This window comes from Citrobacter amalonaticus, from assembly GCF_018252635.1.
Lineage (GTDB): Bacteria > Pseudomonadota > Gammaproteobacteria > Enterobacterales > Enterobacteriaceae > Citrobacter_A > Citrobacter_A amalonaticus_E.
Genome location: NZ_JAGTXM010000002.1, coordinates 581,287 through 607,692, shown reverse-complemented (window position 1 = coordinate 607,692; position 26,406 = coordinate 581,287). Strand labels below are relative to the sequence as shown.

Genomic DNA, 26,406 nt, shown 5'->3' with positions numbered 1-26,406 from the left:
GCGGTTATCCGTCTGGATGAACACCTGCTACTGGCTAGAAACGGTATTTGATCCCTATCATTGCCTGCGTATCGCTGTAACCACTGCTCCCGATTTGCTGTGTGACGTTGCCCCACATATCCAGCTGTCGGGAAAGTTGCCCCTCAACCCCGATTTTGGCTTCGCCTATATTGCGGGTACCGGCAATTTCATTCCCCTGGCCATTGATACTCGCCCCAAAATCACGGGTGTTATGGATCCAGTTTGCTTCAATGAAGGGTTGGAACTCACGATTTTTACCCTTGTCGATCGCGCGGTGTCCCTGCAGATAGGCGCGGACACCCAGTCGGCTTTGAAGATTTCCGTCGCCATCGAAGGAGACGCGCGAGCCGCCGCTGCTTTGGTGTTCAGTATGGTCACTGGACCTGACGCCCATCCAGATAAGCTGGGCTTTCGGCTGGATGTAATATCCCACCGCATCGGTTTCTCTGCTGCCTAATTCAAAAGTATAACCGGCTTCTAAAGAGGCGGTGATACCACGTGACTTATACTTTTCGGTCGCCAGTTGATCGCCTTTCACTTCGTTATCAAACCAGTTATAGAGTAGCCAGCTATCGACATAGCTACCGGTTTTCTTCTCATCATTGGCATACCAGGTGCCGTACAAACCTGCGCTATAGCCTTTCACTGAGCTTTTGGATTGATAGTGTGAGTATCTGGATTCCGTATTGTTACTTTGCCGGGCATAGCCCGCCATGATCCCCAGATGCCAGCGATCCCGTTGATCGGAACTCCACTGCGCAATGTCACCGCCAATTTGCGCGACATAGCGATTTCCCTGGTTTTTGAACTGCCCGGAACTGTCCTGAGAGCGGTTATGCCCACCGATTTGACGAAGCCACAGGCTGGTTGTCTGTTCACCGGTTAACGCATCGGTATACTGCGCTTCACCGAGGCGATCGTGTAAACGTGTCTGGAAGAGGGTATTGGCAGCCATGTGGTTAAACATATAACTGCCGATCTCCGGACGTTGTACTGGTTCAGGAGCGGGGTCGTTGGGATCTGGCGTGACCGAAGGCAGTTCGGAGCGTAAGTACCAGTCGCCATCCTGAACGCTGAGACTATTTTTGTGTAAATAGTATTCATAGGCCCCACCGACAATGCGCCCGCTCTGCGTGAATACCCCCGATGAATCGCCATTAACCTCAATGACTTTTATGCCTTCACGGGTTTGTGCGCCGCTGCCACCGAGATTATTAATGGACAGCACGCTCTGGCCCGACGTTGAGCCGTTAATAATGAGCTGGTCGGTCAGTGAGTTGTCGTCACCCAGAACCGTATCAAGTGCAATGACGCCGCCGTCTCCAACATAATCTCCATTAATGGTCAAACGGTCACCTGCGACAGCATTAGTTAACTGCAGGCTACCCTGGTTTCGCAACACAGGCAGATTATCAAACAGCGCATGGTTGGCACTCCCATCCGGGCGCGCAGTGAGGGAAATCACGCCCCGGTTAATCAACGCCGTTGTTCCACCACCAAAATCACTGGTCGCCACTGAGGCAACGGTATCGCGAACCCCATCACGATCCGAATCAGACCACTGCCGCACGTTCCAGACACCCGTAGACTCGTTAATCACCGTATCCTGACCGCTGGAGAGACGCATGACGCCCGTCATTGTCCCTGCGTTAACGATGCGGGTTTCTGCTCCACTATAATGAGCACTGTCGATCGGTGAATTGAAAATGGTGGGATCGCGCAAATAAAAAGCGTCAAGACCGGCCACGTCGATTGCCACATCGGATAACGCGCCAAGCGTAGCGCCCTGATCGATTTGTACAGTGGATTGCGTTCCTCCCGTGGTTTTGATACCCGCGCCTTCGCTTCCCCCTTCGACAACGCTGGTGGCTTTCAGGTGAACATCGAACACGCCCTGCGGATCGACAATGATGTAACCCCCGCTGGACCAGGTATATTCAGGCGGGGTGCTTTCCAGGCGAATAGCATCGCCGACCTGAGCACGGATCACGCCTGAACTGGTAATCCGCGATTCAAGCGCCTGCGAATAGACGGCTGCGGTATCTTTACTTGCACTATTGTTAACAATCTGGCTTCCGGACTGCTGAATGACTGAGCCGATGGCTAACAGCCCGCCCGATGCCCCGGCCAGATAAACGCCTGCGTGCTGCGTCTCTCTGATATTGGTTTCATCAAAAATAATGCCGCCAGAAGGGCCTGTGATCGGCCCAAGCGGATCCGCTGCATCGCTGTCGGTTATCTTACCGGTATAGATGTTTCCCGATGTGCTGACCTCTATTTCTTCAATAGCAAAGGTATTGCCTTGTGCTTGAATTCCATTCTGATCGGACGTGATCGTCTTACCCGCATCCAGAGAGATGACGACCTTATCAGACTGTCCTCCGTTCTGAGCGGTGAATGAGTAGGCGGGGTAAGGGGTCGGATTGTCGATATCGGCATAAATATCAATATTCAGTTGGTTACCGTTTTGTACGCAACTTACTCCCGCTTGCGGCGCCAGGTTATTACAGTCATCTGCATAAGCGGAGTGGGCTGCCAATAAAATAGCGCTGGCGAGAAAAGTCTTATTAAAATTTCCTGAAAGAAATGTGAAATTCCTGACCCGGTGTAATTTGAGAGTGCATTCCATGTTAACTTGTCCATAATGGTTAAATTATAATTAAAATTTAACATTTAATAAGCGGGGAAAGCCTGAGTTCCTGTTTGTCGAATGACAGTTTAAGTGATTTGTATGCGCATGAAAATAATATATAAATCAATTTAATTAATTAAATAACAATTTTTATATTTATCAGATTGTTAGTTGGGGTGTTTTTTTATTTTCTTGCTGGTCTTGCTCATCCGTGAGCAACGCGAGTTTATCTATTTATGTAAAGGAGGTGTCATGAAAAACGGATATATAAATAGAGTTCATCATGACAATAATCCAGAAGGATTAAGAATTTTACCAGTCCAGGGATGTGTATATACAGGAAAAACAAAAAATCTTGATATTATTTTTGTAATAATCTGAATGTCGATAATAATAATCTGATGGCGGCGCCTGGGTTAAATATTTCCCAGTCGCCGTGTTCTGGTTTTACAAGTTGAAAGGTACCGCGTTATCCAGCACGGCCTGAATCACGTTCAGCGCGCCCTGATGATTGTTGTCATCCGTCTGGTAGCGGGAGAGTGCTTTGATACTGTCAGTGGCATTCGCCATGGCAAATGAGTAGTACGCCATTTTCAACATTTCTGCATCATTGCCGCTGTCGCCAATGGCGACCACCTCTTTCGGCGAGAGGTTCCAGCGTTTCAATAACCGGCTGATGCCATTGGCTTTGTGGAGTCCGGGAATGATCAGGTCGATAAAGCCGAAACCGCTGGTTACGGGTTTCATAATGCCGTCCAGTGCCGTATGCAGGTGATCGATGACCAACGGGATCTGCTGGTCCGGCAGATTCAGTGAGAACTTAAACAGCACATCGTCGATGTCGTGATAGTCCTTCACCGGCTTCAGGCGGTGATAGTGCTTCGACATCAGCGCAACAAAGGGGGCCGGGGCGTTTTCACTGACATACGCGCTTTGCAGACCGCAGGCCACAAAGTTGAGCTGTTTATCTTTGAGCAATTCGCCCATCACCACCTGAGATTCGTGGCGCGTGAGTTCGCCGTGAAAAAGCTGTTTGCCATGCTCAAACACCAGCGCGCCGTTTTCGGCAACAAAAGAGATCTCGTCTTTGAGTTCGGGGAAGAAAGAGATGAGCTGAAAATACTGATTGCCGCTGGCGACGACAAACTCTATGTTGCGTTTCTTTAGCTCGTGGTACTGCGCCATAAAACGTGCGTGATCGTACTTTTTGGCGTCATTGAGAAAAGTTCCGTCCATATCGGTGACGATAACTTTAACGGTCATATAAAGCTCCTGGCTCAAAACTGCGACCAGAAACATTTTAATAACAATGTGACCTAAAGCACAAATTTATTTCGAATGAAAGCGGTGAAGGGAGAGGCAGGCCGGATAAGGCGTTCATACCATCATCCGGCCTGGGGGCAAATTACAACATATGTTCGGTACGGGCGATGATATCGTCCTGTGCATCCGGCGACAGCGCGGTAAAGAAGGCGGAATAACCGGCTACGCGGACTACCAGATCGCGATACTGATCCGGGTGTTTTTTCGCATCCAGCAGGGTTTCGCGCGACACGATGTTGTACTGAATGTGCCAGCCTTTGTGCTCTTCAAAGAAGGTGCGCAACAGGATCATCAGTTTCTGCTTGTCGGACTCGTTCTCAAGCGTGGCCGGGTTCAGTTTCTGGTTCAACAGCACGCCGCCCAGAATCGAACCGGTAGGTAGCTTGCCAACTGAGCCAATCACCGCCGTGGGACCAAGATGGTCGGTACCGGATGCCGGGCTTGCCCCTTCAGCCAGCGGGGTATGGGCTTTACGACCATCCGGTGTGGCCATGGTCGCTGCGCCGAACGGCACGTTTGCCGAGATAGACGAGGTACCCGCATAGTAATTGCCGCCGACCGGGCCGCGTCCATAACGCGGGTTATGGTATTGCTTCAGTTCATCGATATAGGTCTGATAAGCGCGAGCCAGCAGGGTATCGACGCTGTCATCATCGTTGCCATACTTCGGCGCGCCGTTGATTAAACGCTGGCGCAACTGTTCGTGGGTCAGGCCGTCAAAGTCATCGGCCAGTGCAGCCGCCAGCTGTTGCTGACCGATTGCCCCCTGTTCAAAGACCAGTTTTTTCACCGCGGCCAGGCTGTTGCCGAGGTTGGCGATACCGACCTGCAAACCAGACACCCAGTCATACTTCGCCCCGCCTTGCTTAATGCTCTTCGCCCGCTCGATGCAGTCATCCACCAGTGCTGAGCAGAGAATATCGTGCACGTTCTCTTCCAGCATGGTATCGACCACATACTCAATCTCTATCGATTTACGTGTGTAATAGCGGATCTGGCTATCCCACGCCGCCATCACCTCGTCGAAATTGTTGAAGTTACCGGCGGAGAGCGCTTTTTCCTGCGGCAGGAATACCTTCCCGCTGGTGGCGTCACGACCTCCTTCCAGTGCAGCCAGCATCACGCGGGCAAAGTTGATAAAGCTCATGCCGGTGCAGCGATATCCCCACTTACCGCCTACGGCGGTTTCAATACAACCAATTGCCGCGTAGTCGTAGGCGTCCTGCGGTTCAATGCCGAGCTTGATGAATTCCGGGATCACAATTTCATCGTTGTTAAATGCGGGCATACCAAAGCCACAGCGGATCACCTGAACGCAGGCATCGAGGAAGTCATTGCTCATCCCGGCGTGATAACGCACGCTGAGGTTAGGCTGGGTAGAACGCAGACGGCCGCAGGATTCAAGGATCGCGTAGGAGAGCGGATTGACCGCATCCATCGGCTGACCATTAACCAGATTTTGTCCGCCAATGGTGACGTTCTGATACAGCGGGCTGCCTGCAGAAGCTTTAGAGTGCGAGCCGGAGCGAATTTTGTTCACTTCCAGCAGTTTAAGCCAGCAGCTGTGCAGCAACTCAATGGCGTGTTCGCGGTCCAGCGACTGATTCAGCTCCACGTCACGACGGTAGTACGGATAAAGATACTGGTCCATGCGGCCGAACGAGACCGAGTGACCATTGGACTCAATTTGCAGAATCAACTGGATGAAGTAGCACAGCTGCAGCGCCTGCCAGAAGGTTTGCGGCGGCTGGTGGGCAATCAGGTCACAGTTTTCCGCCATTGTCAGCAGCTCGTTACGACGGCTGGCGCGCGTCTCTTCACCCGCCATTTTACGTGCCAGTTCGGCAAAGCGGGTGATGTGATCGCTGACGGCAACCAGCACAATATCAATGGCTTTCAGGAACTGCTCGCCATGCAGATCCTCGAGAACGGTCAGGTTAATACGTGAGCGGCGCTCCGCAACTTTTGTCCGCAGGCCGTCAATGCCTTTTTCCAGCAGCAGCGGGAAGTTCACCGCCAGGTGTGCGTCACCAGAGGTCATGTTGCCTTCGGCTTTGATAATGCCGGTTTCCAGCAACCCTTTTTGCTCATCGGTAAACATACCGTAGCAGCGATCCTGAACGGTCTGACCGCGCCACCACGGGCAGACGGTATGCAGTACGCGCTTGTTCTCTTCGCTGACCGCAAAACCTGCCCCTGGTCTGTCCGCCAGAGAATCGATCTCTTTTTCAATCCACGAGACGGTGTATTCCGGGAAGATCGGCGCGGCGCGGACTTCGCTTGCCTGGTTGCCGATGATCAGCTCGTCGTGTTTGATCCAAATCGTCCGTTCTGCCAGATGATGCGCCAGCGCCAGCGCGCGGCGTACCGGAATCGGTTTGTCCAGATGCTGCTGGTACATTTCGGTGTAATGCTGCGCACGTTCAGTACAGACCGGTGGTTTGACGATGTGCACCAGCGCGGTTTTGTGCGCTTTAATACGGTCGCTGAGCGTATCCAGTTTCAGTTGGGTCATGGGATTATCCTCGTAACGTTGCGGTCAAACCTTTCGAGCAGGCGTACTGCTGCGCAAAGGCGAGCAGATCGGGTGCATCCAGCGGCTTATCCGGCGCGTGGTAGGGTTGGCTGAGTAAGTGGTATTTGTTGATGCCCAACGTGTGGTAAGGCAAAAAGTGGATCTCGCTGACGTGCAGTTCGTCGGCGGCAAAATCGGTAATCGCTTTAATGGCCTCTTCATCAGCGTTAAAGCCCTGAATTAGCGGAACGCGGATGATGATTTTTTTCCCGGCGGCGGCGAGTTTTTTCAGGTTCTCCAGAACGCGTGACGCGCTACCATCCGTCCATTGCTTAAACGGCGCGTCGGCGACGTGTTTCAAATCCGCCAGGAACAGATCGATCCAGGGCAGTGAAGGTTCAATGTATTTCCACGGCACATGCAGACAGGTTTCAACCGCAGTATGAATGCCCGCTTCGTGACTGGCTTTAAACAGCGATGCGGCCAGCTCCGGCTGCATAAACGGTTCGCCGCCGGAAAGCGTAATACCGCCGCCGCTGCGGTCATAAAACGGCTTATCGCGCTGGACGGTGGCCATTATCTCATCCACGCTTTTGACGTCGCCGCAAACGGTCAGCGCCTGAGTGGGACAACAGTCGGTCAGGCTGGCAAGATGCGCGTCAGTGATTTTTTCGCGATGAATAAGGAGGCCATTCAGCGCGCGTTCGATGGCGCCCGGGGCCGCCTGGACGCAAAGCTCGCAGCCTTCGAGGCACAGACGTGCATCAAACAGCAGATCCTGCGTGCGCGCCCGGCTTTCCGGATTCTGACACCATCGACAGCCCAGAGAGCATCCTTTAAGGAACACCACGGTGCGGATACCGGGGCCATCGTGTGTAGAGTAGCGCTGAATATTGAAAATCATAATCGGCCTCATTTGTTTCATATAAAGATTAAATAGCTTTCGAATGAAAGTAATGTTGACGTGCGTCAACTAACAGACAGGTTTTGTTGTGGTATCTTTCATTTATGCTAACGAGTCGTTGAGGAATGATAATGGAACTCTATCTGGATACGTCCGACGTTGACGCGGTGAAAGCGCTGGCGCGAGTTTTCCCGCTGGCGGGCGTGACCACTAACCCCAGCATTGTGGCTGCGGGTAAAAAATCGCTGGACGTCTTACTGCCACAATTGCTTGAAGCGATGGGGGGGCAGGGGCGTCTGTTTGCCCAGGTGATGGCAACAACGGCACAAGGGATGGTGATCGATGCGCGCAAACTGCGAGGGATCATTCCTGACATCGTGGTGAAAGTACCGGTCACGGTGGAAGGGCTGGCGGCGATCAAACTGCTAAAAGAGGAAGGCATCCCGACGCTGGGAACGGCGGTGTACGGTGCGGCGCAGGGGCTGCTGTCGGCGCTGGCGGGGGCGGAGTATGTTGCGCCTTACGTGAACCGCGTAGATGCACAAGGAGGGGACGGTATTCAGACCGTCACCGATTTGCAGACTTTACTGAAGATGCATGCGCCGGATGCCAAAGTGCTGGCTGCCAGTTTCAGGACGCCGCGTCAGGCGCTGGATTGTCTGCTGGCGGGTTGTGAATCCATCACCTTACCGCTGGACGTTGCCCAGCAGTTGATTAGCTCTCCGGCGGTTGATGCGGCGGTGGCGAAGTTTGAACACGACTGGCAGAGTGCCTTTGGGCGTACGTCGCTGTAAGTTGTAGGCCGGATAAGCGCAGTGCTAACAGGCAACGGCGGTGCAGATTGCCGGATGGCGGCGTTGCCTTATCCGGCCTACATACTGGAGTCTAATCAGGATGATGCTTCCCCGCACACCTCGCAGCCTGGATTACGCATCAGCTTCATTTCGCGGAACTGGCAGGTCATGGCATCGTACATAACGATTTTCCCCGAGGCGGGCTGACCATAATGCGCCAGCAGCTTTATCGCTTCCATTGCCTGAAGCGATCCCATCACACCAATCAGCGGTGCCATCACTCCGGCTTCCACGCAGGTTAACGCATTATCACCAAACAGACGGCTCAGACAGCGATAGCAGGGCTCACCCTCATGGTAGGTAAAGACGGTTACCTGACCTTCCATGCGGATTGCTGCGCCAGAAATCAGCGGGACTTTTGCCGCATAACAACCCGCATTGAGCTGATTACGAATCGCGACGTTGTCGGTGCAGTCCAGCACCAGATCGTGTTCGGCAATTAATGCCTGAAGGGCGATCTCGTCCAGCAGTGCATTAATCGGAGTGATAACCACGTGCGGATTAATACGACTCAGCGCTGCGTGCGCTGACTCCACTTTCGGCTGGCCGAGGGTCGCGTCGCTGTGCAGCGTCTGGCGCTGCAGATTCGACAGCGACACGGTGTCGAAATCGAGCAGCGTCAGGTGTCCGACGCCGGCGCTCGCCAGGTACTGCGAAGACGCACAGCCCAGTCCGCCGAGGCCAACAACCAGAACCCTGGCTTCCTTCAGCGCTTCCTGCCCGTCAAAATCAAAGCCGCGCAGAATGATCTGCCGGTTGTAGCGCAGCATCTCCTGATCGCTGAGTTCAGCCATCACAGGCCTCCGAACAACGCATTGAAGGGTTCAACTTCCACCCATTCACCGGCCTCGACGTTACCGCGATCGCGCTCCAGTACAATGAAACAGTTACCCAGACTGAAGGAACTGAAGACATGTGAACCCTGATGGCCCGTGGTGCTCACCTCCAGCTCACCGTTGGCACTGCGCTGTAGCACGCCGCGCTGGAAATCCAGGCGTCCCGGTGTTTTCTTCAGCCGTGAGGTGGTACGTACGCGCTGGCGCGCAGGTAATCCGCTGGCCGCATTGCCGCTCAGTTTCGCCAGTAACGGCTGAACCAGTTGGTAGAATGTCAGCGCCGCCGACACCGGATTGCCTGGCAATCCACAGAACCAGCTATTGCTCAGTTTGCCGAAGGCAAAGGGTTTCCCGGGTTTGATTGCCAGCTTCCAGAAGGTAATCTCGCCCAGTTCCTCAAGAATGGTTTTGGTGTAATCCGCCTCACCTACCGACACGCCGCCGGAGCTTATCACCACATCCGCCTGACTGTCGGCTTCGATGAACGCTGTGCGCAGGGCGTGCGGATCGTCGCGGATGATGCCTAAATTGATCACCTCGCAGCCCAGCTGTTGCAGCATCAGGTGCACGGTCAGGCGGTTAGTATCATAAATCTGACCTTCACCAAGCGGTTTGCCGGGCAGTTGCAGCTCGTCACCGGTCGAAAACAGCGCGACGCGTACTTTACGCACCACCGGTACCTCGGCAATGCCGAGCGATGCCAGTACCGGTAGTTCGCCAGTGGTCAGACGCGTGCCGGCAGGGAAAACCACCGCATTTTGGGTGATATCTTCGCCGCGACGGCGGATGTTTTGCCCGGTGCGGACGTCGGCGGTAAAACGCACGCCATTGTCCGTTTGTTCCGTCTGCTCTTGCATCACGACGGCGTCACATCCCGGCGGTACCGGCGCACCGGTCATAATGCGAATACAGCTTCCCGCTGGCCATTCTCCCTGGAACGGCTGACCGGCGAATGCTTTACCGGCAACCGGTAGCGGATGCCCGCTGGCGAGATCGGCCAGCCGTACCGCGTAACCGTCCATCGCCGAGTTATCGAAGCCCGGGACGTCCAACGGCGAAACCACGTCGGTCGCCAGAATACGGCCAAAGCACTGCACCAGCGGCAGCGTCTCGATGGCGGTGAGCGGGGTAACGCGTGATAGCATCTCGGTAAGCGCCGTTTCCAGCGGCATGAGTCCGGCGGTAAATTCCATGAAAACACTCCTGCGGGGCAAAATCGAATCCATCTATTATGTCAGAAAATGCGAGGCGACTGTATGCCACCTCGGACTTAGGAAGAAGGGGGAATGCTTTACATGCTAATCGCATCTTTCTATAGTCAAAAATCGAATCAATAATGCTACAGAATTCTGATATTTGTAGAACACAGGCGACAAACATGGGCAAAGCAGTCATTGCAATTCACGGCGGCGCAGGGGCGATTACCCGCGCGCAGATGAGCCAGGAGCAGGAATTGCGCTATATCCAGGCGCTTTCCGACATTGTCGACGTCGGGCAAAAGATGCTGGAAGCGGGAGAAAGCGCGCTGGACGTGGTCACTGAAGCCGTGCGACTGCTTGAAGAGTGTCCGCTGTTTAATGCCGGGGTCGGCGCGGTGTATACCCATGACGAGACCCATGAACTGGATGCCTGCGTCATGGATGGCAATACCCTGAAAGCCGGGGCGGTGGCAGGCGTCAGCCATCTGCGTAACCCGATCCTCGCTGCCCGACTGGTGATGGAGCGCAGCCCGCATGTCATGATGATCGGCGCGGGCGCTGAAAAATTTGCGGCCGGGCAGGGGATGGCGTTGGTGTCTGCGGATTTCTTTTCAACGCCTGAACGTTATGAACAACTGCTGGCCGCGCGCTCAAGCGGGGAAACCGTGCTGGATCACAGCGGCGCGCCGCTCGATGAAAGTAAAAAAATGGGCACTGTGGGCGCGGTAGCGCTGGATGTGCATGGCAATCTGGCGGCGGCGACATCGACCGGAGGCATGACCAACAAATTACCGGGCCGTGTCGGCGATAGTCCGCTCGTTGGCGCGGGTTGCTATGCCAATAATGCCAGCGTGGCGGTTTCCTGTACCGGCACGGGTGAAGTGTTCATCCGTGCGCTGGCGGCTTACGATATTGCCGCGTTGATGGACTACGGCGGCCTGAGCTTATCGGAAGCCTGTGAACGGGTGGTGATGGAAAAGCTGCCTGCGTTAGGCGGCAGCGGTGGGCTGATTGCCGTCGATCACGAGGGCAATGTCGCTCTGCCATTTAACAGTGAAGGAATGTATCGCGCCTGGGGTTATGCCGGAGATACGCCAACGACCGGAATCTACCGGGAAAAAGGGGACACCGTTGCCACACAGTGATGCGCTTGACGCCAGCGACGTGCTGGCCGTCAGCAATCTGAATATTGCCTTTCAACAGGACCAGCAGCGCACTGAGGCGGTGCGGAACCTGTCGTTTCGTCTCAAGCGCGGCGAGACGCTGGCGATTGTCGGTGAATCTGGTTCGGGAAAATCGGTGACCGCGCTGTCGCTGATGCGACTGATTGAACAGTCTGGCGGCGAGGTGCAATGCGATCGGATGCTGTTGCGTCGACGGAACCGTGAGGTGATAGAACTGGGCGAACAGAGTGCGTCGCAGCTTCAGCGGGTGCGGGGGGCCGATATCGCCATGATCTTCCAGGAGCCGATGACGTCGCTCAATCCGGTGTTTACCGTAGGCGAGCAGATTGCCGAGTCCATCCGCCTGCATCAGGGGGCAGGGCGTGAAGCGGCGATAGCGGAGGCTAAGCGGATGCTCGATCAGGTTCGTATTCCGGAGGCGAAAGCGATCCTTTCCCGCTATCCCCACCAGCTTTCTGGCGGCATGCGCCAGCGAGTGATGATTGCGATGGCGCTCTCCTGTCGCCCGGCGGTACTGATTGCCGATGAACCGACAACCGCGCTGGACGTCACGATTCAGGCACAGATCCTGCAACTGATTAAAGTCCTGCAACAAGAGATGTCGATGGGGGTGATTTTCATCACTCACGATATGGGCGTGGTGGCAGATGTCGCCGATCGTGTGCTGGTGATGTATCAGGGCGAGGGGGTGGAGACCGGCAGCGTGGAACAGATCTTCCGTTCGCCGCAGCATCCTTACACGCAGTCGTTGTTAGCGGCGGTACCGCAGTTAGGGGCGATGAAAGGTCTCCCTTATCCGCGTCGCTTCCCGTTGATCTCCCTGAGCGAGCCAGAAAAGCGTGAGCAGCCTGTCGATCAAAATACGGTCGTCGAGGGCGATCCCATTTTGCAGGTACGCAATCTGGTCACCCGTTTCCCGTTGCGCAGCGGTATCCTTAATCGGGTGACCCGTGAAGTCCATGCGGTGGAAAATGTCAGCTTTGATCTCTGGCCTGGCGAAACGCTGTCGCTGGTCGGCGAATCGGGCTGCGGTAAATCCACTACCGGACGTGCGCTACTGCGTCTGGTGGAATCACAATCCGGCGAGATTACTTTCAACGGTCAGCGAATCGATACGCTGTCCGACAGTCAATTGCAGCCTTTGCGCCGCGATATTCAGTTTATTTTTCAGGATCCGTACGCCTCGCTCGACCCACGACAAACCGTGGGTTATTCCATTATGGAGCCGCTGCGCGTCCACGGCCTGTTGCAGGGGAAAGCGGCGGCCGATCGCGTGGCGTGGCTGCTGGAGCGCGTCGGGTTGAAACCTGAACATGCGTGGCGTTACCCACATGAGTTTTCCGGTGGGCAGCGTCAGCGAATTTGTATTGCCCGTGCGCTGGCGCTCAATCCAAAAGTGATTATTGCCGATGAGTCGGTCTCCGCGCTGGATGTGTCGATTCGCGGCCAAATTATCAACCTGCTGCTCGACCTGCAGCGGGAACTGGGGATCGCCTGGCTGTTCATCTCGCATGATATGGCCGTTGTAGAGCGTATCAGCCATCGGGTGGCGGTGATGCACATGGGGCAGATTGTTGAGATTGGCCCACGCGCCGCGCTGTTTGAAGATCCTCAACATCCGTATACCCGTAAGCTTATGGCGGCGGTTCCGGTTGCCGATCCCGGACATCACCGGCCGCAGCGGGTGCTGTTGTCGGACGATCTGCCCAGCAATATTTACCGGCGTGGCGAAGCGCCAGCACCTGTTTCATTGCAGTTAGTCGGGCCCGGACATTATGTCGCGCGTCCACAACAAGAAAATGCGCTATTGCGCTTATAACATTCAGGCAGGGTTCAGGAGAAAAAAGATGACAAAATTGCTCGCCCGACATTGGTTGTTGGCATTAGGCGCGACGACCGCGCTGGTAGCGTCCCCGGCGTTTGCCGCGAAAGATGTGGTGGTCGCCGTGGGGTCCAACTTCACTACGCTCGATCCGTACGATGCGAATGACACCTTATCGCAGCAGGTGGCAAAGTCGTTTTATCAGGGACTGTTTGGCCTTGATAAAGAGATGAAGCTAAAGAACGTGCTGGCGGAGAGCTACAGCGTCTCTGACGACGGTCTGGTGTATACCCTCAAACTGCGCCAGGGCGTGAAATTCCAGGACGGTACTGACTTTAACGCCGAAGCGGTGAAAATTAACCTCGATCGCGCCAGCGATCCCGCCAACAGCCTCAAGCGTTATAACCTGTATAAAAACATCGCCAAAACAGAGACCGTGGATCCCGCGACGGTAAAAATCACCCTGAAGCAGCCGTTCTCCGCGTTTATTAATATCCTGGCGCACCCGGCAACGGCGATGATCTCACCGGCCGCGCTGGCGAAATACGGCAAAGAGATTGGCTTCCATCCGGTCGGAACCGGTCCATACACGCTGGACACCTGGAATCAAACCGATTTTGTAAAGGTGAAGAAATTTGCCGGCTACTGGCAGCCGGGGTTGCCGAAGCTGGACAGCATCACCTGGCGTCCGGTCACCGATAACAACACCCGTGCGGCGATGCTGCAAACCGGGGAAGCACAGTTTGCCTTCCCAATCCCTTACGAGCAGGCGGCGCTGTTAGAGAAAAACAAAAATCTGCAGCTGGTCGCCAGCCCGTCGATTATGCAACGTTACATCAGCATGAACGTGACGCAAAAGCCGTTCGACAACCCGAAAGTCCGCGAGGCGTTAAACTATGCCATCAACCGCCAGGCGCTGGTGAAAGTGGCGTTTGCCGGCTACGCGACACCGGCGACGGGCGTGGTACCGCCGTCGATTGCGTATGCGCAAAGCTACACGGCCTGGCCTTACGATCCGGCAAAAGCACGTGAACTGTTGAAAGAAGCGGGTTATCCGAACGGTTTCAGCACCACCCTGTGGTCATCGCACAATCATAGTACCGCCCAGAAAGTGTTGCAGTTTACGCAGCAGCAGCTGGCGCAAGTGGGGGTTAAAGTGCAGGTGACGGCGATGGATGCTGGTCAGCGCGCGTCGGAAGTTGAAGGGAAAGGGCAGAAAGAGAGCGGTGTGAGAATGTTCTACACCGGCTGGTCAGCGTCGACGGGTGAAGCGGACTGGGCGCTGTCGCCGCTGTTTGCTTCGCAAAACTGGCCGCCAACGCTGTTTAACACGGCGTTTTACAGCAACAAGCAGGTTGACGCCGATTTGTCCGACGCCCTGAAAACCACCGATCCGAAGGAAAAAGCACGGTTATACAAAGAGGCGCAGGATACCGTCTGGAAAGAGTCGCCGTGGATCCCGCTGGTGGTGGAAAAACTGGTCTCTGCGCACAGTAACAAGCTGACCGGATTTTGGATCATGCCAGACACCGGATTCAGCTTTGATGACGCCGATTTGAAGTAAGCAAAGGAATCTGATGCTTAACTACGTTCTCAAGCGCCTGCTAGGGTTGATTCCCACCCTGTTTATTGTTGCGGTACTGGTGTTTTTATTTGTTCACCTGTTGCCCGGCGATCCGGCGCGGCTAATTGCCGGGCCGGAAGCCGATTCGCAGGTGATTGAACTGGTTCGTCAGCAGCTCGGTCTCGATCGGCCGCTGCACGTCCAGTTCTGGCATTACATGACTAACGTGTTGCAGGGGGATTTTGGCCTCTCGATGGTTTCACGCCGGCCGGTCTCGGAGGAGATCGCCAGCCGCTTTATGCCGACATTATGGCTGACGTTGACCAGTATGATCTGGGCCGTTCTGTTCGGCATGGCGGCGGGGATTGTCGCGGCGGTATGGCGTAATCGCTGGCCGGATCGCCTCAGCATGACGCTGGCCGTTACCGGGATCTCCTTTCCGGCGTTCGCGCTTGGGATGCTGCTAATGCAGGTGTTCTCCGTAGCGTTAGGCTGGTTGCCGACCGTCGGGGCCGACAGCTGGCAGCACTATATCTTGCCGTCTGTCACCCTTGGCGCGGCGGTGGCCTCAGTGATGGCGCGCTTTACCCGCGCTTCGTTTGTCGATGTGCTCAGTGAAGATTATATGCGCACCGCCCGGGCGAAAGGGGTCAGTGAAACATGGGTAGTGCTCAAGCATGGACTGCGCAATGCGATGATCCCTGTCGTCACCATGATGGGGTTACAGTTTGGCTTTTTGCTCGGCGGGTCTATCGTGGTCGAAAAGGTCTTCAACTGGCCCGGCCTCGGACGTCTGCTGGTGGATTCCGTGGAGATGCGTGATTATCCGGTGATCCAGGCGGAAGTCCTGCTGTTCTCACTGGAATTTATTCTTATCAACTTAGTGGTGGATGTGTTGTATGCCGCCATTAACCCGGCTATCAGGTACAAGTAAGGATGCGATTGCTTAACTGGCGCCGTCAGGCGATTTTAAATGCCATGCCGATAGTGAAACCGGAGCGGGTGCGCACGCCGTGGCACGAATTCTGGCGACGTTTTCGTCGTCAGCATGTGGCGCTGGTTGCTGGCCTGTTTGTGCTGTTGCTTATCCTGGTGGCTATCTTCGCCCGCTGGCTGACGCCATTTGATGCGGAAAACTATTTCGATTACGACAGGCTGAATGACGGACCGTCGATGATGCACTGGTTCGGCGTGGATTCGCTGGGCAGAGACATCTTCAGCCGTGTGCTGGTTGGCGCGCAAATCTCGCTGGCGGCAGGGGTATTTGCGGTATTGATCGGCGCGGCTATTGGCACCGTACTGGGGCTGTTGGCTGGCTACTATGAAGGCTGGTGGGATCGGATAATCATGCGCATCTGCGACGTGCTGTTTGCGTTTCCGGGGATCCTGCTCGCCATTGCCGTGGTGGCGGTATTGGGCAGCGGTATTGCTAACGTCATTATCGCCGTGGCGATCTTTTCCATCCCGGCATTCGCCCGTCTGGTGCGTGGTAATACGCTGGTGCTGAAGCAGCAGACGTTTATCGAGTCGGCCCGCAGCATTGGCGCCAGCGATGCGACCATTATTTTCAGCCATATATTGCCTGGAACCGTCTCGTCGATCGTGGTCTTTTTTACCATGCGCATTGGCACCTCGATCATCTCAGCGGCAAGTCTGTCGTTTCTGGGACTGGGTGCACAGCCACCGACGCCGGAGTGGGGCGCGATGCTGAATGAAGCTCGGGCAGATATGGTGATTGCGCCGCATGTAGCGCTCTTCCCTGCGGTGGCGATTTTCCTGACGGTACTGGCGTTTAACCTGTTAGGCGATGGCCTTCGTGACGCGCTGGATCCGAAGATAAAAGGGTGAGCCCCAGGCCTGATAAGACGCGCCAGCGTCGCCATCAGGCATTGCCGGAAGGCGGCATAAATGCCTTATCCGGCCTGGGTTAGCGTTAAGCGCGGGTGCCCCACAGATCGTACTCGTCGGCATTTTCCACTTTCACGCGGATTACATCGCCCGGCTTCACGTTGGTTTCGCCGTTCAGATAGACAGCGCCGTCGATTTCCGGGGCGTCAGCCATGCTGCGGCCAATCGCGCCTTCTTCGTCGACTTCATCGACGATCACCAGAATTTCGCGACCCACTTTCTCCTGCAGACGTTCCGCGGAGATCTGCTGCTGCAGTTGCATAAAGCGGTTCCAGCGCTCTTCTTTCACCTCTTCTGGCACCTGATCCGGCAGTTCATTGGCGCCAGCGCCTTCCACCGGGCTGTATTTGAAGCAGCCTACGCGGTCGAGTCGCGCTTCTTTCAGGAAGTCGAGCAGCATCTGGAAATCGTCTTCCGTTTCACCCGGGAAACCGACAATAAACGTTGAACGCAGGGTCAGCTCCGGACAGATTTCGCGCCATTGCTTGATGCGCGCCAGCTGACGGTCAACGGAGCCTGGACGCTTCATCAGCTTGAGAATACGCGGGCTGGCGTGCTGAAGCGGGATATCCAGGTACGGCAGGATCTTGCCTTCTGCCATCAGCGGGATGACGTCGTCAACATGCGGATACGGGTAGACGTAATGCAGTCGCGTCCAGATGCCCAGTTTTGACAGCTGTTCGCACAGGCTGACCATGCTGGTTTTCACCGGTTCACCGTTATAGAACCCGGTGCGGTGCTTCACGTCCACGCCGTAGGCGGAGGTGTCCTGAGAAATCACGAGGATCTCTTTCACACCGGCATCGACCAGACGCTTTGCTTCGCTCAGCACATCGCCAACTGGACGGCTGACCAGATCGCCACGCATGGACGGGATGATGCAGAAGGTGCAGCGATGGTTGCAACCTTCAGAAATTTTCAGGTAGGCGTAATGACGGGGAGTCAGCTTCACGCCTTGTTCCGGCACCAGGCTCAGGAACGGATTGTGCTTCGGTTTCGGCACATAGTGGTGGACGTGTTCCAGAACCTGTTCATAGCTATGTGGCCCGGTGATTTCAAGCACTTTCGGATGGACTTCACGGATTTGATCTTCTTTCGCGCCCAGACAGCCGGTGACGATCACCTTGCCGTTTTCGTTCAGCGCTTCGCCAATGGCTTCCAGTGATTCTTGCACCGCGCTGTCGATAAAACCGCAGGTATTGACGATCACCATATCGGCGTCGTCGTAACTCGGGACGACATCGTAGCCTTCGGTACGTAGTTCAGTCAGGATACGTTCCGAATCGACGAGGTTTTTCGGACAGCCGAGGGAAACGAAGCCGATTTTCGGCTGGTGGGTTACTTTGCTCATAGCTTAAAAATTGTTCAGTTATTGGAATGTTCAGGGCAGGGATTCTACAGAGTTCCGCACAAAAATTGTATTGCTATCTCACCCGATGAGAAAGGGATGCCACCAACCGCTTATAGATTGATTGTAAATAATGTTAATTCCGGGTGAATTATTGATCTCGGGCATCACGTTGTACAAAAAATAGCCATACTATTAAGTTGCACCATGGCTGGAAGAGGAGGAACGAAGTATGTTCGTTGACAGACTGAGAACCGATTTGCTGAATAAGCTCATCAACGCCAGGATCGACCTCGCTGCGTATCTGCAGCTAAGGATGGCGAAGGGATACATGTCAGTCAGCGAGAATGATCATCTACGTGAGAACTTTTTCGAACTGAACCGCGAGCTGCACGATAAATCGTTGCGCTTGAATCTGCATCTCGATCAGGAAGAGTGGGATGCTTTGCACCATGCTGAAGGTGCACTCGCCGCTGCGGCGGTGTGCCTGATGAGCGGACACCACGACTGTCCGAACTTTATTGCTGTCAATGCAGAAAAACTCAATACCTGCCTGACAACCTTAACACTGAGCATTGAGAGTCTGCAGGCTCATTCAACTTTGGAAGATGCCTGATTTCAGGGGGAGGTAACTCCCCCTTTCATCGTTAAGTTTTTGTAAAAATGCCTCCCTGACGTTCCTCGCTGACTACGCTTTAACCAGAGTCAACAAGGAGGCGTTATGCGTCGTTTGCTTATCCCATTAATGACACTGCTTATTTTCCCCTGGTTTGCTCATGCAGAAACGCCTGCGGTCAATGTCGAGGTACTGCAAACTAAACTTGATCGTCCGTGGGCGCTGGCTTTTTTGCCGGGCGACAACGGTATGCTGATCACTCTGAGGGGCGGTCAGTTGCGCCACTGGCAGGCGGATAAAGGGCTTTCTGATCCGCTCCCTGGCGTGCCAAAGGTGTGGGCTAACGGGCAGGGCGGTCTGCTGGACGTGGCGCTGGCACCGGACTTTAGCCAGTCGCGGCGCGTGTGGCTCAGTTTTGCGCAGGCCGATGCGCAAGGCAAAGCAGGAACTGCAGTGGGCTACGGTCGGCTCAGCGACGATCTTTCGCGACTGGAAAACTTCCAGACGGTCTTCCGCCAGATGCCAAAACTCTCAACCGGCAATCATTTCGGTGGGCGACTGGTGTTTGACGGCAACGGGCATTTATTCATTGGGTTGGGGGAAAACAACCAGCGGTCGACGGCACAGGATCTCGATAAATTGCAAGGTAAGGTGGTACGCCTGACCGATCAGGGGAAAATCCCGACGGACAATCCGTTTGTTGATCGCCCTGGCGCGCGCCCGGAAATCTGGTCTTACGGGATCCGCAATCCGCAGGGGATGGCGATGAATCCATGGAGCGATGCGCTGTGGCTCAATGAGCACGGTCCGCGCGGTGGAGATGAGATCAATATCCCTGAAAAAGGGAAAAATTATGGCTGGCCGCTGGCAACCTGGGGCATCAACTACAGCGGGTTTAAGATCCCGGAAGCGCAGGGTGAAAAGGTGGCGGGCACCGAACAGCCCATATTCTACTGGCAGAAATCGCCTGCCGTCAGCGGGATGGCGTTTTATGACCGCGACACCTTCCCTCAGTGGCGGCAGAAACTGTTTATTGGCGCACTGAAAGACCAGAATGTGATCGTGATGAGTGTGAATGGCAATACGGTAACTGAAGAGGGGCGCATTCTGGGTGAGCGAAAACAGCGGATCCGCGACGTGCGCGTCGGGCCCGACGGTTATCTGTATGTCTTAACCGACGAGTCCGACGGCGAGCTGCTCAAAGTCAGCCCCCGTTCTGCCGGGGATCCGTAAGCCGTTTCACCAGTTGCATTTCTTCCTCGCACCAGGGGGATCCGTCAGGCTTCAGTACGTCATGAAACCACAGTGACTGCGGGCTCGGGTGAGATTTATTGACGCCGGGCCACGGCAGCCAGGTCTGCGTTTTCCCCTGCACCAGGCCCCAGTGATAGCAACCGGTGTTAAAGGTGTTAAAAAGCGGAAGCTGTTCGCTGAACACGCAGTCGGTATGGCGGGAAAGCCATTCGCTACACAAGACCGGGCGGCCATAAAGGGAGAGGGTGTTCAGGATGTCTGACTGCCTGGCGGCAGGTACATAGGCGTGATAGCTGATAATATCCGAGAGTTCCAGCGCTGCGACGTCAATGGGATGCTTAAACGTACCCCAGCGCTCGTTATCCACATGCCAGGCACCGACGGTTAACGGCTGCAGCGGATCAATGCTGCGCGCCCAGCGAAAAACGGCATGTATCAGTTGCAGGGCATACTCTTCCAGCGCCACATCCGCTTCGGTGTACTCTTGCGGGGAGAGGAAAATTCCCCGGTTGCCCGGTTCATTGTACAAATCCCAAATTGAAATGCGCGTGTCCCTGGCGAAGTGAGTGAGGATATCGCGAACGTACGCTTCGACCTGCGGCCACTGCTCGGGATCCATCACGATGGCTCTGCCTGGACTGGCAGCAGCCTGGCTATTATGTACCCCGGGGGTCGGAGCTTTCTGCGGACCGAACCACGGTTCATCACCGGAAAAACCGCAGTCGTCCATCAGGGTCAGCATCACCTGAATCCGGTGACGTGCAGCGACATCCAAAAACGCGTCAATCCGCGCCAGTAATCCTTCCCGGTCGTGTTGCCAGACGATAAACGGCAGGTTGGTTCGCAGGGCGTTATAGCCGTAGCTTTCTGCCCAGGCGAGTTCCTGTTCGATGACCGGATAATCGAAGGTGTCCGCTTGCCACATCTCGTTCCAGTTGACAGCGGTTCGTGGTAAATAATTGAACCCACACGCCCATCCATGATGTTGATACCAGGACTGCGCCCGGGTGGTGCTCCATTGTTGCGGCATCGTTGGTCTCCATGCAGATCGTTTGCTCGCTAATGTTGATTAGTTTCGACTTTGCGGCAATGGCGGCAGCGACTTTCTGCAAAGCGCTTCACGAATTCAGTATCGTATTTTTTGAGTGCGCACAGGAGGTATAATTATTTGAAATATAAAGATAAAATATATTGCCGTGGGTGATGGGTTTTAGTGAATAACAGACGCACGGCAACAGGCCGCGCGCCTGAACGGCTTAGCTGACCGGGATCATGACCGTTTTACGGAACGCCGGGCGCTCGCTGAGCTGCTGGTACCAGCGCTCAAGATGCGGACGCGGTGTCCACGTCAGTCCCACGTTGAACAGGTTGTAGACAAACGGCGCGATGGCGATATCACCAGTGCCAAATTCTGTGCCTGAGAACCAGGGCTGGTCGGCCAGCGCCGCATCGAGGATCGCAAACAGTTCGTCGCAGCGTTTCGCCCCCGCATCAATGGCGGCGCGATCGCGCTGTTCCGGCGGCGTTCTCACTAAACCAAACAGCACCACACGGTGTGCCGGACTCAAGGTCTGATTCGCCCAGTCCATCCATTTTTCGCCCTCTGCCCGACGCGCCGGAGACTCAACCCACAGACGTTTTTGTCCGTATTGCGCGGCCAGGTAACGCACGATGGCGTTGGATTCCCACAGCAGCAGGTCGCTTTCATCATCACGCAGCAAAGGCACCAGACCGTTCGGGTTCATCGCCAGATAATCGGCATCCTGGTTCAGACCAAACTGTCCTCCCGCCAGGATATGATTAAACGGCAATTCCAGTTCTTCGAGCGTCCACAACACTTTTTTGACGTTGGTTGAGTTATTCCGGCCCCACAGCGTAATCATAATTACCCCTCAAAAAATGGACAGCCTCAGGGCTGCGTTCACTCCACATGGTGAGATAAACCTAACATTTACGCAACAGCCAACAAAAAAATCCTCTCCGGTACGGCATCGCAGGGGGTTATTGCATAAACTTTAAAAACTTTACCAACTTACGGTTCCCTTACGCTTCTTAGTGCGTTATTACTCACCGCACTTATTATACGGTGGTATGACGTATATTTTTTGAATGGATACTCGGGTGGCATTTATGACGCAATACGTTTCTTCCCTTCGTAATTTTGCAGCGGGTTCAGCACTTCTCTTTCTCTTTGCGCCGACGGTGATAGCGGCTGAACAGACCATTGATGCGCCGGGCGTCGATGCCCGCGCGTGGATTTTAATGGATTACGCCAGCGGTAAGGTACTGGCAGAAGGCAATGCTGATGAGAAACTGGATCCTGCCAGTCTGACGAAAATCATGACCAGCTATGTGGTGGGACAGGCACTCAAGGCGGGAAAAATTAAACTGACCGACATGGTGACAATAGGCAAAGATGCCTGGGCGACCGGTAACCCGGCGCTGCGTGGCTCCTCGGTCATGTTCCTGAAACCCGGCGATCGGGTGGCGGTTTCCGATCTCAATAAAGGGGTGATTATTCAGTCCGGCAACGACGCCTGTATCGCACTTGCAGACTATGTCGCGGGGAGCCAGGAGTCGTTTATCGGTCTGATGAATGGCTATGCGAAAAAGCTTGGACTGACGAACACCACCTTCCAGACGGTTCACGGTCTCGATGCGCCGGGCCAGTTCAGCACCGCCCGCGATATGGCGCTGCTGGGTAAAGCATTGATCCGTGATGTGCCGGAAGAGTATGCGATCCATAAAGAGAAAGAGTTCACTTTTAACAAGATTCGCCAGCCCAACCGTAACCGTCTGCTCTGGAGCTCCAGCCTTAACGTTGACGGCATGAAGACAGGCACCACGGCGGGAGCCGGATACAACCTGGTCGCGTCGGCCACCCAGGGCGATATGCGTCTGATTTCGGTGGTATTAGGTACCAAAACTGACCGTATCCGCTTTAATGAATCTGAAAAACTGTTGACCTGGGGTTTCCGCTTCTTTGAGACCGTAACGCCAATCAAACCGGATGCCACCTTTGTGACCCAGCGCGTCTGGTTTGGTGATAAGAGTGAGGTGAATCTGGGGGCAGGCGAAGCCGGTTCTGTGACCATTCCGCGTGGTCAACTGAAAAACCTGAAAGCCAGCTTTACGCTGACTGAACCACAGCTCACCGCGCCGCTGAAAAAAGGCCAGGTGGTTGGGACAATTGACTTCCAGCTGAACGGCAAATCGATTGAACAGCGTCCACTGATTGTGATGGAGTCGGTAGAAGAGGGCGGGTTCTTTGGGCGGATGTGGGATTTCGTGTTGATGAAATTCCATCAGTGGTTCGGTAGCTGGTTCTCTTAAGTTCTGATGGTTGCCGGATAGCGCTGACGCCTGTCCGGCAAACCGCAATTAGTACATCAGCTTGATTCGCTGCGCTTTAGCGAAGCGGACAAATTCATCGTCAGGGCTGCAGTCGCTTACCACGACGTTAAAGTGTTTTAAATCTCCCATCCGCGCCGGACGGACCTTGCCAAATTTGCTGTGATCCACCACCAGCACGTGCTGTTGCGCCATCGACATTGCCCAGCGTTTTACCGGCAGTTCTTCCAGATTAAAACAGGTCGCCCCTTTGTCGATATGAACGCCCGCGGCGGAATAAAAGGCGATATCCGGACAGATATTGTTCAGGGTTTCCTGAGCATCGAGCGGTTTGAAAATCGCATTGCTGGCGTGAAACTCACCGCCGGAGAGGATCGCCCGGCACAGGGGTTTCTCCTGCAACGCCAGAAAGGTATTCAGGGAATAACAAACGGCGGTAAACGGGATATCATTATTGATCGCTTCGATAATCCACGGCGTTGTCGTGCCGCAGTCAAAAAACAACGTCTGATGCGGCTGTACCAGGCTTGCCGCCAGTTGCGCCGCGCGACGCTTTTCTTCCACCAGACGGGATTTTTGATCGCTGAGCAGATAGTGGCTGGCGCTGCGGGGTTCCAGCACAATATAGCCGCCTAACAGCACCACTGGCGCGCTGTTGTTATTCAGGTCGCGGCGAATGGTCATTTCAGAGACGCCCAGCAGGGTCGCGGCTTCCTTAAGATGGAGTTTATCGCTGCGTTTCAGTGCCTGCAGCAATTGACCAATACGCTCTTCGCGACGTGTTTCCATAATTCCCCTGGATGAATAATTAAGCGCCCTGACTCTTTCAGAGCGCTTAATACTACTCTTTTTTCCTTCGTCTAGTCACGCACCCAGCCTTTACGAATCGGCAGGGCAAAGCAGATGCGGTAACAATGTTGCAGGCTACGATAGAGGGCCGGGCCGAATTTTTGCCAGAAAATCTGTGCGCTCAGGCAGCCGATCATCCCTGCCAGCAGCCCGCCGAGCATGTCGAGCGGCCAGTGCACGCCAAGATAGACCCGCGACCAGGCAATGGTCACGGCCAACGCCATCAACAGGACCCCGGACCAGAGACGATGCCAGAACAAAAACGCCAGCGCGAAAGTAAATATCACCGTACCGTGATCGCTGGGGAACGAGTCATCTGCCGCATGCTGGAGATAATTGTAGCCAATGTGATCGGCAAACGGACGATCGTGTGGGAAGAGATGTCCCATGCTCCAGGACACTAACAGGCTAACGACCAGCGCCATCGCCATTTTGACGATCAACTGGCGCTGCGCACAAACCTGTTCGCGCGGTCCCCACAGCCAGAGAACAACGGCTAACAGCGGGACGATATTGATAAGATCTCTGGCGATTAAAATGGCCAGCGATATCATCCACGATGCCGAGTCCGGCGTGGCATTGATGAAGTAGAACAGCGAATAGTTAATATTTTCCAGCATAGCAGTCAGACTCAGTTCGTTTAATGAATATCCAGGCAGGCCGAGAATAAAAGTGTCCATCCACGGGGTAAAGAGGGATTGTCTTATTTACCTGTAAAATGAAGGCGTTTGCGACATTGCTCGTGATTTTTCACCCAGCATAACCGCGCTAACGTAGATTAACCTTAAACCCCAGGGAAGATTTTCATAAGCGGGTAAAAATGTGCGCATTTTGCGTTTACCACGCATAATTCACTATCTCAGGTGAGGCACTTTCATTACACTTTGCGCGATTTTTTATTGTCGAAGAGATTGCATGCAAAACCGTTTACAACAAGGTGCCCGTCTTGGACGTCAGGCGCTACTTTTCCCTCTCTGTCTGGTGCTCTACGAATTCTCCACCTACATTGGCAACGATATGATCCAACCCGGTATGCTGGCGGTGGTGGAGCAGTATCAGGCGGGGATCGACTGGGTACCGACCTCCATGACCGCTTATCTGGCAGGCGGCATGTTTCTGCAATGGTTGCTAGGGCCATTGTCGGATCGTATTGGTCGTCGTCCGGTGATGTTAGCGGGCGTGGTGTGGTTCATTGTCACTTGCCTCGCGACGCTGCTGGCGCAAAGCATTGAGCAATTTACGCTGTTGCGATTTTTGCAGGGCATTAGCCTGTGCTTTATTGGCGCGGTGGGTTATGCGGCGATCCAGGAGTCTTTTGAAGAGGCGGTGTGTATCAAAATCACCGCGCTGATGGCGAACGTCGCGCTGATAGCGCCATTGCTGGGGCCGTTGGTGGGGGCTGCCTGGGTGCATGTCCTGCCGTGGGAAGGGATGTTTGTGCTGTTCGCCGTACTGGCGGCGATCGCGTTCTTTGGCTTGCAACGGGCGATGCCGGAGACCGCCACGCGGATCGGCGAGCCGCTGTCCCTGAAGGCGCTGGGCAGTGATTACAGGCTGGTGCTGAAAAATGGGCGCTTTGTCGCCGGCGCGCTGGCGCTGGGATTTGTCAGCCTGCCACTGCTGGCCTGGATTGCCCAGTCGCCGATTATCATCATTAGCGGTGAGCAGCTTAGCAGTTACGAGTACGGCCTGTTACAGGTACCGATTTTTGGCGCACTGATCGCCGGAAACCTGGTGCTGGCGCGCCTGACCTCGCGCTGTAAGGTACGTTCGCTCATCATTATGGGCGGCTGGCCGATTGTGCTCGGGCTGATGATCGCCGCAACGGCAACGGTGGTCGCCTCTCACGCGTATTTGTGGATGACGGCGGGGCTGAGCGTTTACGCGTTCGGCATCGGCGTAGCCAACGCCGGGCTGGTACGCCTTACGCTGTTCGCCAGCGACATGAGTAAAGGCACAGTCTCTGCGGCGATGGGAATGCTGCAAATGCTGATCTTTACCGTCGGGATTGAACTGAGCAAATACGCCTGGTTAAGCGGAGGGAACGGCCTGTTCAGCCTGTTTAACCTGGCAAATGGTATTTTGTGGCTACTGTTAATGTTTATCTTTCTGAAAGATAAGCAGGTCGGGAATACGCGGGAAGGATGATGGCGACATTGTTGACCCGCTAAGCGCACCGCCATCTGGCAATAAAGCCGGATGGCGGTGTAAACACCTTATCCGGCC

At 54.8% G+C, this 26,406-nt stretch carries 21 protein-coding genes; 10 read left to right on the top strand and 11 right to left on the bottom strand.

Annotation, left to right across the window (positions count from 1 at the left end; translation table 11 throughout):
* Window positions 1–34: 34 nt before the first annotated feature.
* The 4 genes from KE671_RS07355 to KE671_RS07340 all read right to left on the bottom strand — a co-directional run bounded on the left by KE671_RS07355 (window position 35) and on the right by KE671_RS07340 (window position 7,395).
* On the bottom strand, window positions 35–2,560 hold the full coding sequence (locus KE671_RS07355) for an autotransporter outer membrane beta-barrel domain-containing protein (RefSeq protein WP_241029779.1): 2,526 nt from the start codon (window positions 2,558–2,560) through the stop codon (window positions 35–37).
* A 540-nt stretch (window positions 2,561–3,100) separates the two neighbouring features.
* Window positions 3,101–3,916, bottom strand: coding sequence for a Cof-type HAD-IIB family hydrolase (locus KE671_RS07350; protein ID WP_206162376.1), 816 nt, complete (start codon window positions 3,914–3,916; stop codon window positions 3,101–3,103).
* A gap of 142 nt (window positions 3,917–4,058) precedes the next feature.
* Window positions 4,059–6,491 (bottom strand): glycyl radical protein, encoded by a 2,433-nt coding sequence (locus KE671_RS07345; protein WP_206162375.1) that lies wholly within the window; start codon window positions 6,489–6,491, stop codon window positions 4,059–4,061.
* A gap of 4 nt (window positions 6,492–6,495) precedes the next feature.
* Window positions 6,496–7,395 carry a glycyl-radical enzyme activating protein gene (locus tag KE671_RS07340; RefSeq protein WP_206162374.1) on the bottom strand — a complete coding sequence of 300 codons (900 nt, stop codon included), beginning with the start codon at window positions 7,393–7,395 and terminating at the stop codon, window positions 6,496–6,498.
* Between the two features lie 131 nt (window positions 7,396–7,526).
* On the opposite strand from KE671_RS07340, the gene fsa reads away from it, so the two are divergent.
* Window positions 7,527–8,189 carry a fructose-6-phosphate aldolase gene (fsa, locus tag KE671_RS07335; protein WP_206162373.1) on the top strand — a complete coding sequence of 221 codons (663 nt, stop codon included), beginning with the start codon at window positions 7,527–7,529 and terminating at the stop codon, window positions 8,187–8,189.
* Between the two features lie 95 nt (window positions 8,190–8,284).
* On the opposite strand, the gene moeB is transcribed toward fsa, so the two are convergent.
* Window positions 8,285–9,043 (bottom strand): molybdopterin-synthase adenylyltransferase MoeB, encoded by a 759-nt coding sequence (gene moeB, locus KE671_RS07330; RefSeq protein ID WP_206162372.1) that lies wholly within the window; start codon window positions 9,041–9,043, stop codon window positions 8,285–8,287.
* Complete coding sequence (gene moeA, locus KE671_RS07325) at window positions 9,043–10,278, bottom strand: molybdopterin molybdotransferase MoeA (RefSeq protein WP_206162371.1); 1,236 nt, start codon at window positions 10,276–10,278, stop codon at window positions 9,043–9,045. The genes moeB and moeA overlap by 1 nt, the downstream gene beginning before the upstream one ends.
* Before the next feature lie 185 nt (window positions 10,279–10,463).
* Between moeA and iaaA the strand changes: the two genes are divergently transcribed.
* The 5 genes from iaaA to gsiD are packed head-to-tail and all read left to right on the top strand — an operon-like array spanning window position 10,464 to window position 16,702.
* Window positions 10,464–11,429 carry a beta-aspartyl-peptidase gene (gene iaaA, locus KE671_RS07320; RefSeq protein WP_206162370.1) on the top strand — a complete coding sequence of 322 codons (966 nt, stop codon included), beginning with the start codon at window positions 10,464–10,466 and terminating at the stop codon, window positions 11,427–11,429.
* Complete coding sequence (gene gsiA / locus KE671_RS07315) at window positions 11,416–13,287, top strand: glutathione ABC transporter ATP-binding protein GsiA (protein ID WP_206162369.1); 1,872 nt, start codon at window positions 11,416–11,418, stop codon at window positions 13,285–13,287. The genes iaaA and gsiA overlap by 14 nt, the downstream gene beginning before the upstream one ends.
* A 28-nt stretch (window positions 13,288–13,315) precedes the next feature.
* Window positions 13,316–14,854, top strand: coding sequence for a glutathione ABC transporter substrate-binding protein GsiB (gene gsiB, locus KE671_RS07310; protein WP_206162368.1), 1,539 nt, complete (start codon window positions 13,316–13,318; stop codon window positions 14,852–14,854).
* Between the two features lie 13 nt (window positions 14,855–14,867).
* Window positions 14,868–15,788 carry a glutathione ABC transporter permease GsiC gene (gsiC, locus tag KE671_RS07305; protein ID WP_206162367.1) on the top strand — a complete coding sequence of 307 codons (921 nt, stop codon included), beginning with the start codon at window positions 14,868–14,870 and terminating at the stop codon, window positions 15,786–15,788.
* Window positions 15,789–15,790: 2 nt separating this feature from the next.
* A complete protein-coding gene (gene gsiD, locus KE671_RS07300; protein WP_206162366.1) occupies window positions 15,791–16,702 on the top strand; it encodes a glutathione ABC transporter permease GsiD in 912 nt (303 codons plus the stop codon).
* Window positions 16,703–16,787: 85 nt separating this feature from the next.
* On the opposite strand, the gene rimO is transcribed toward gsiD, so the two are convergent.
* The gene (rimO, locus tag KE671_RS07295) at window positions 16,788–18,113 is read right to left on the bottom strand and encodes a 30S ribosomal protein S12 methylthiotransferase RimO (protein ID WP_206162365.1); all 1,326 of its coding nucleotides are present in this window, start codon (window positions 18,111–18,113) and stop codon (window positions 16,788–16,790) included.
* Between the two features lie 229 nt (window positions 18,114–18,342).
* Between rimO and bssR the strand changes: the two genes are divergently transcribed.
* A complete protein-coding gene (bssR, locus tag KE671_RS07290) occupies window positions 18,343–18,726 on the top strand; it encodes a biofilm formation regulator BssR (RefSeq protein WP_206162364.1) in 384 nt (127 codons plus the stop codon).
* A 105-nt stretch (window positions 18,727–18,831) separates the two neighbouring features.
* On the top strand, window positions 18,832–19,959 hold the full coding sequence (locus tag KE671_RS07285; protein WP_206162363.1) for a PQQ-dependent sugar dehydrogenase: 1,128 nt from the start codon (window positions 18,832–18,834) through the stop codon (window positions 19,957–19,959).
* Here KE671_RS07285 and KE671_RS07280 read toward each other — a convergent pair.
* Both KE671_RS07280 and KE671_RS07275 read right to left on the bottom strand, forming a co-directional pair.
* On the bottom strand, window positions 19,931–21,010 hold the full coding sequence (locus KE671_RS07280) for a cellulase family glycosylhydrolase (protein ID WP_206162362.1): 1,080 nt from the start codon (window positions 21,008–21,010) through the stop codon (window positions 19,931–19,933). The two genes, KE671_RS07285 and KE671_RS07280, sit on opposite strands and share 29 nt — an antisense overlap.
* Window positions 21,011–21,236: 226 nt before the next feature.
* Window positions 21,237–21,863: a glutathione S-transferase family protein gene (locus KE671_RS07275; protein WP_206162361.1), complete on the bottom strand. Its 627-nt coding sequence runs from the start codon at window positions 21,861–21,863 to the stop codon at window positions 21,237–21,239.
* 247 nt (window positions 21,864–22,110) lie between these two features.
* Here KE671_RS07275 and dacC point away from each other — a divergent pair, with 247 nt between their 5' ends.
* Window positions 22,111–23,313, top strand: coding sequence for a serine-type D-Ala-D-Ala carboxypeptidase (gene dacC / locus KE671_RS07270; RefSeq protein WP_206162360.1), 1,203 nt, complete (start codon window positions 22,111–22,113; stop codon window positions 23,311–23,313).
* A gap of 48 nt (window positions 23,314–23,361) precedes the next feature.
* Here the strand turns inward: dacC and deoR are convergent, their stop codons facing one another.
* A complete protein-coding gene (gene deoR, locus KE671_RS07265) occupies window positions 23,362–24,120 on the bottom strand; it encodes a DNA-binding transcriptional repressor DeoR (RefSeq protein ID WP_206162359.1) in 759 nt (252 codons plus the stop codon).
* Window positions 24,121–24,191: 71 nt separating this feature from the next.
* On the bottom strand, window positions 24,192–24,800 hold the full coding sequence (ybjG, locus tag KE671_RS07260) for an undecaprenyl-diphosphate phosphatase (RefSeq protein ID WP_206162358.1): 609 nt from the start codon (window positions 24,798–24,800) through the stop codon (window positions 24,192–24,194).
* A gap of 295 nt (window positions 24,801–25,095) precedes the next feature.
* Here ybjG and KE671_RS07255 point away from each other — a divergent pair, with 295 nt between their 5' ends.
* Window positions 25,096–26,328 (top strand): MFS transporter, encoded by a 1,233-nt coding sequence (locus KE671_RS07255; protein WP_206162357.1) that lies wholly within the window; start codon window positions 25,096–25,098, stop codon window positions 26,326–26,328.
* Window positions 26,329–26,406: the final 78 nt, after the last annotated feature.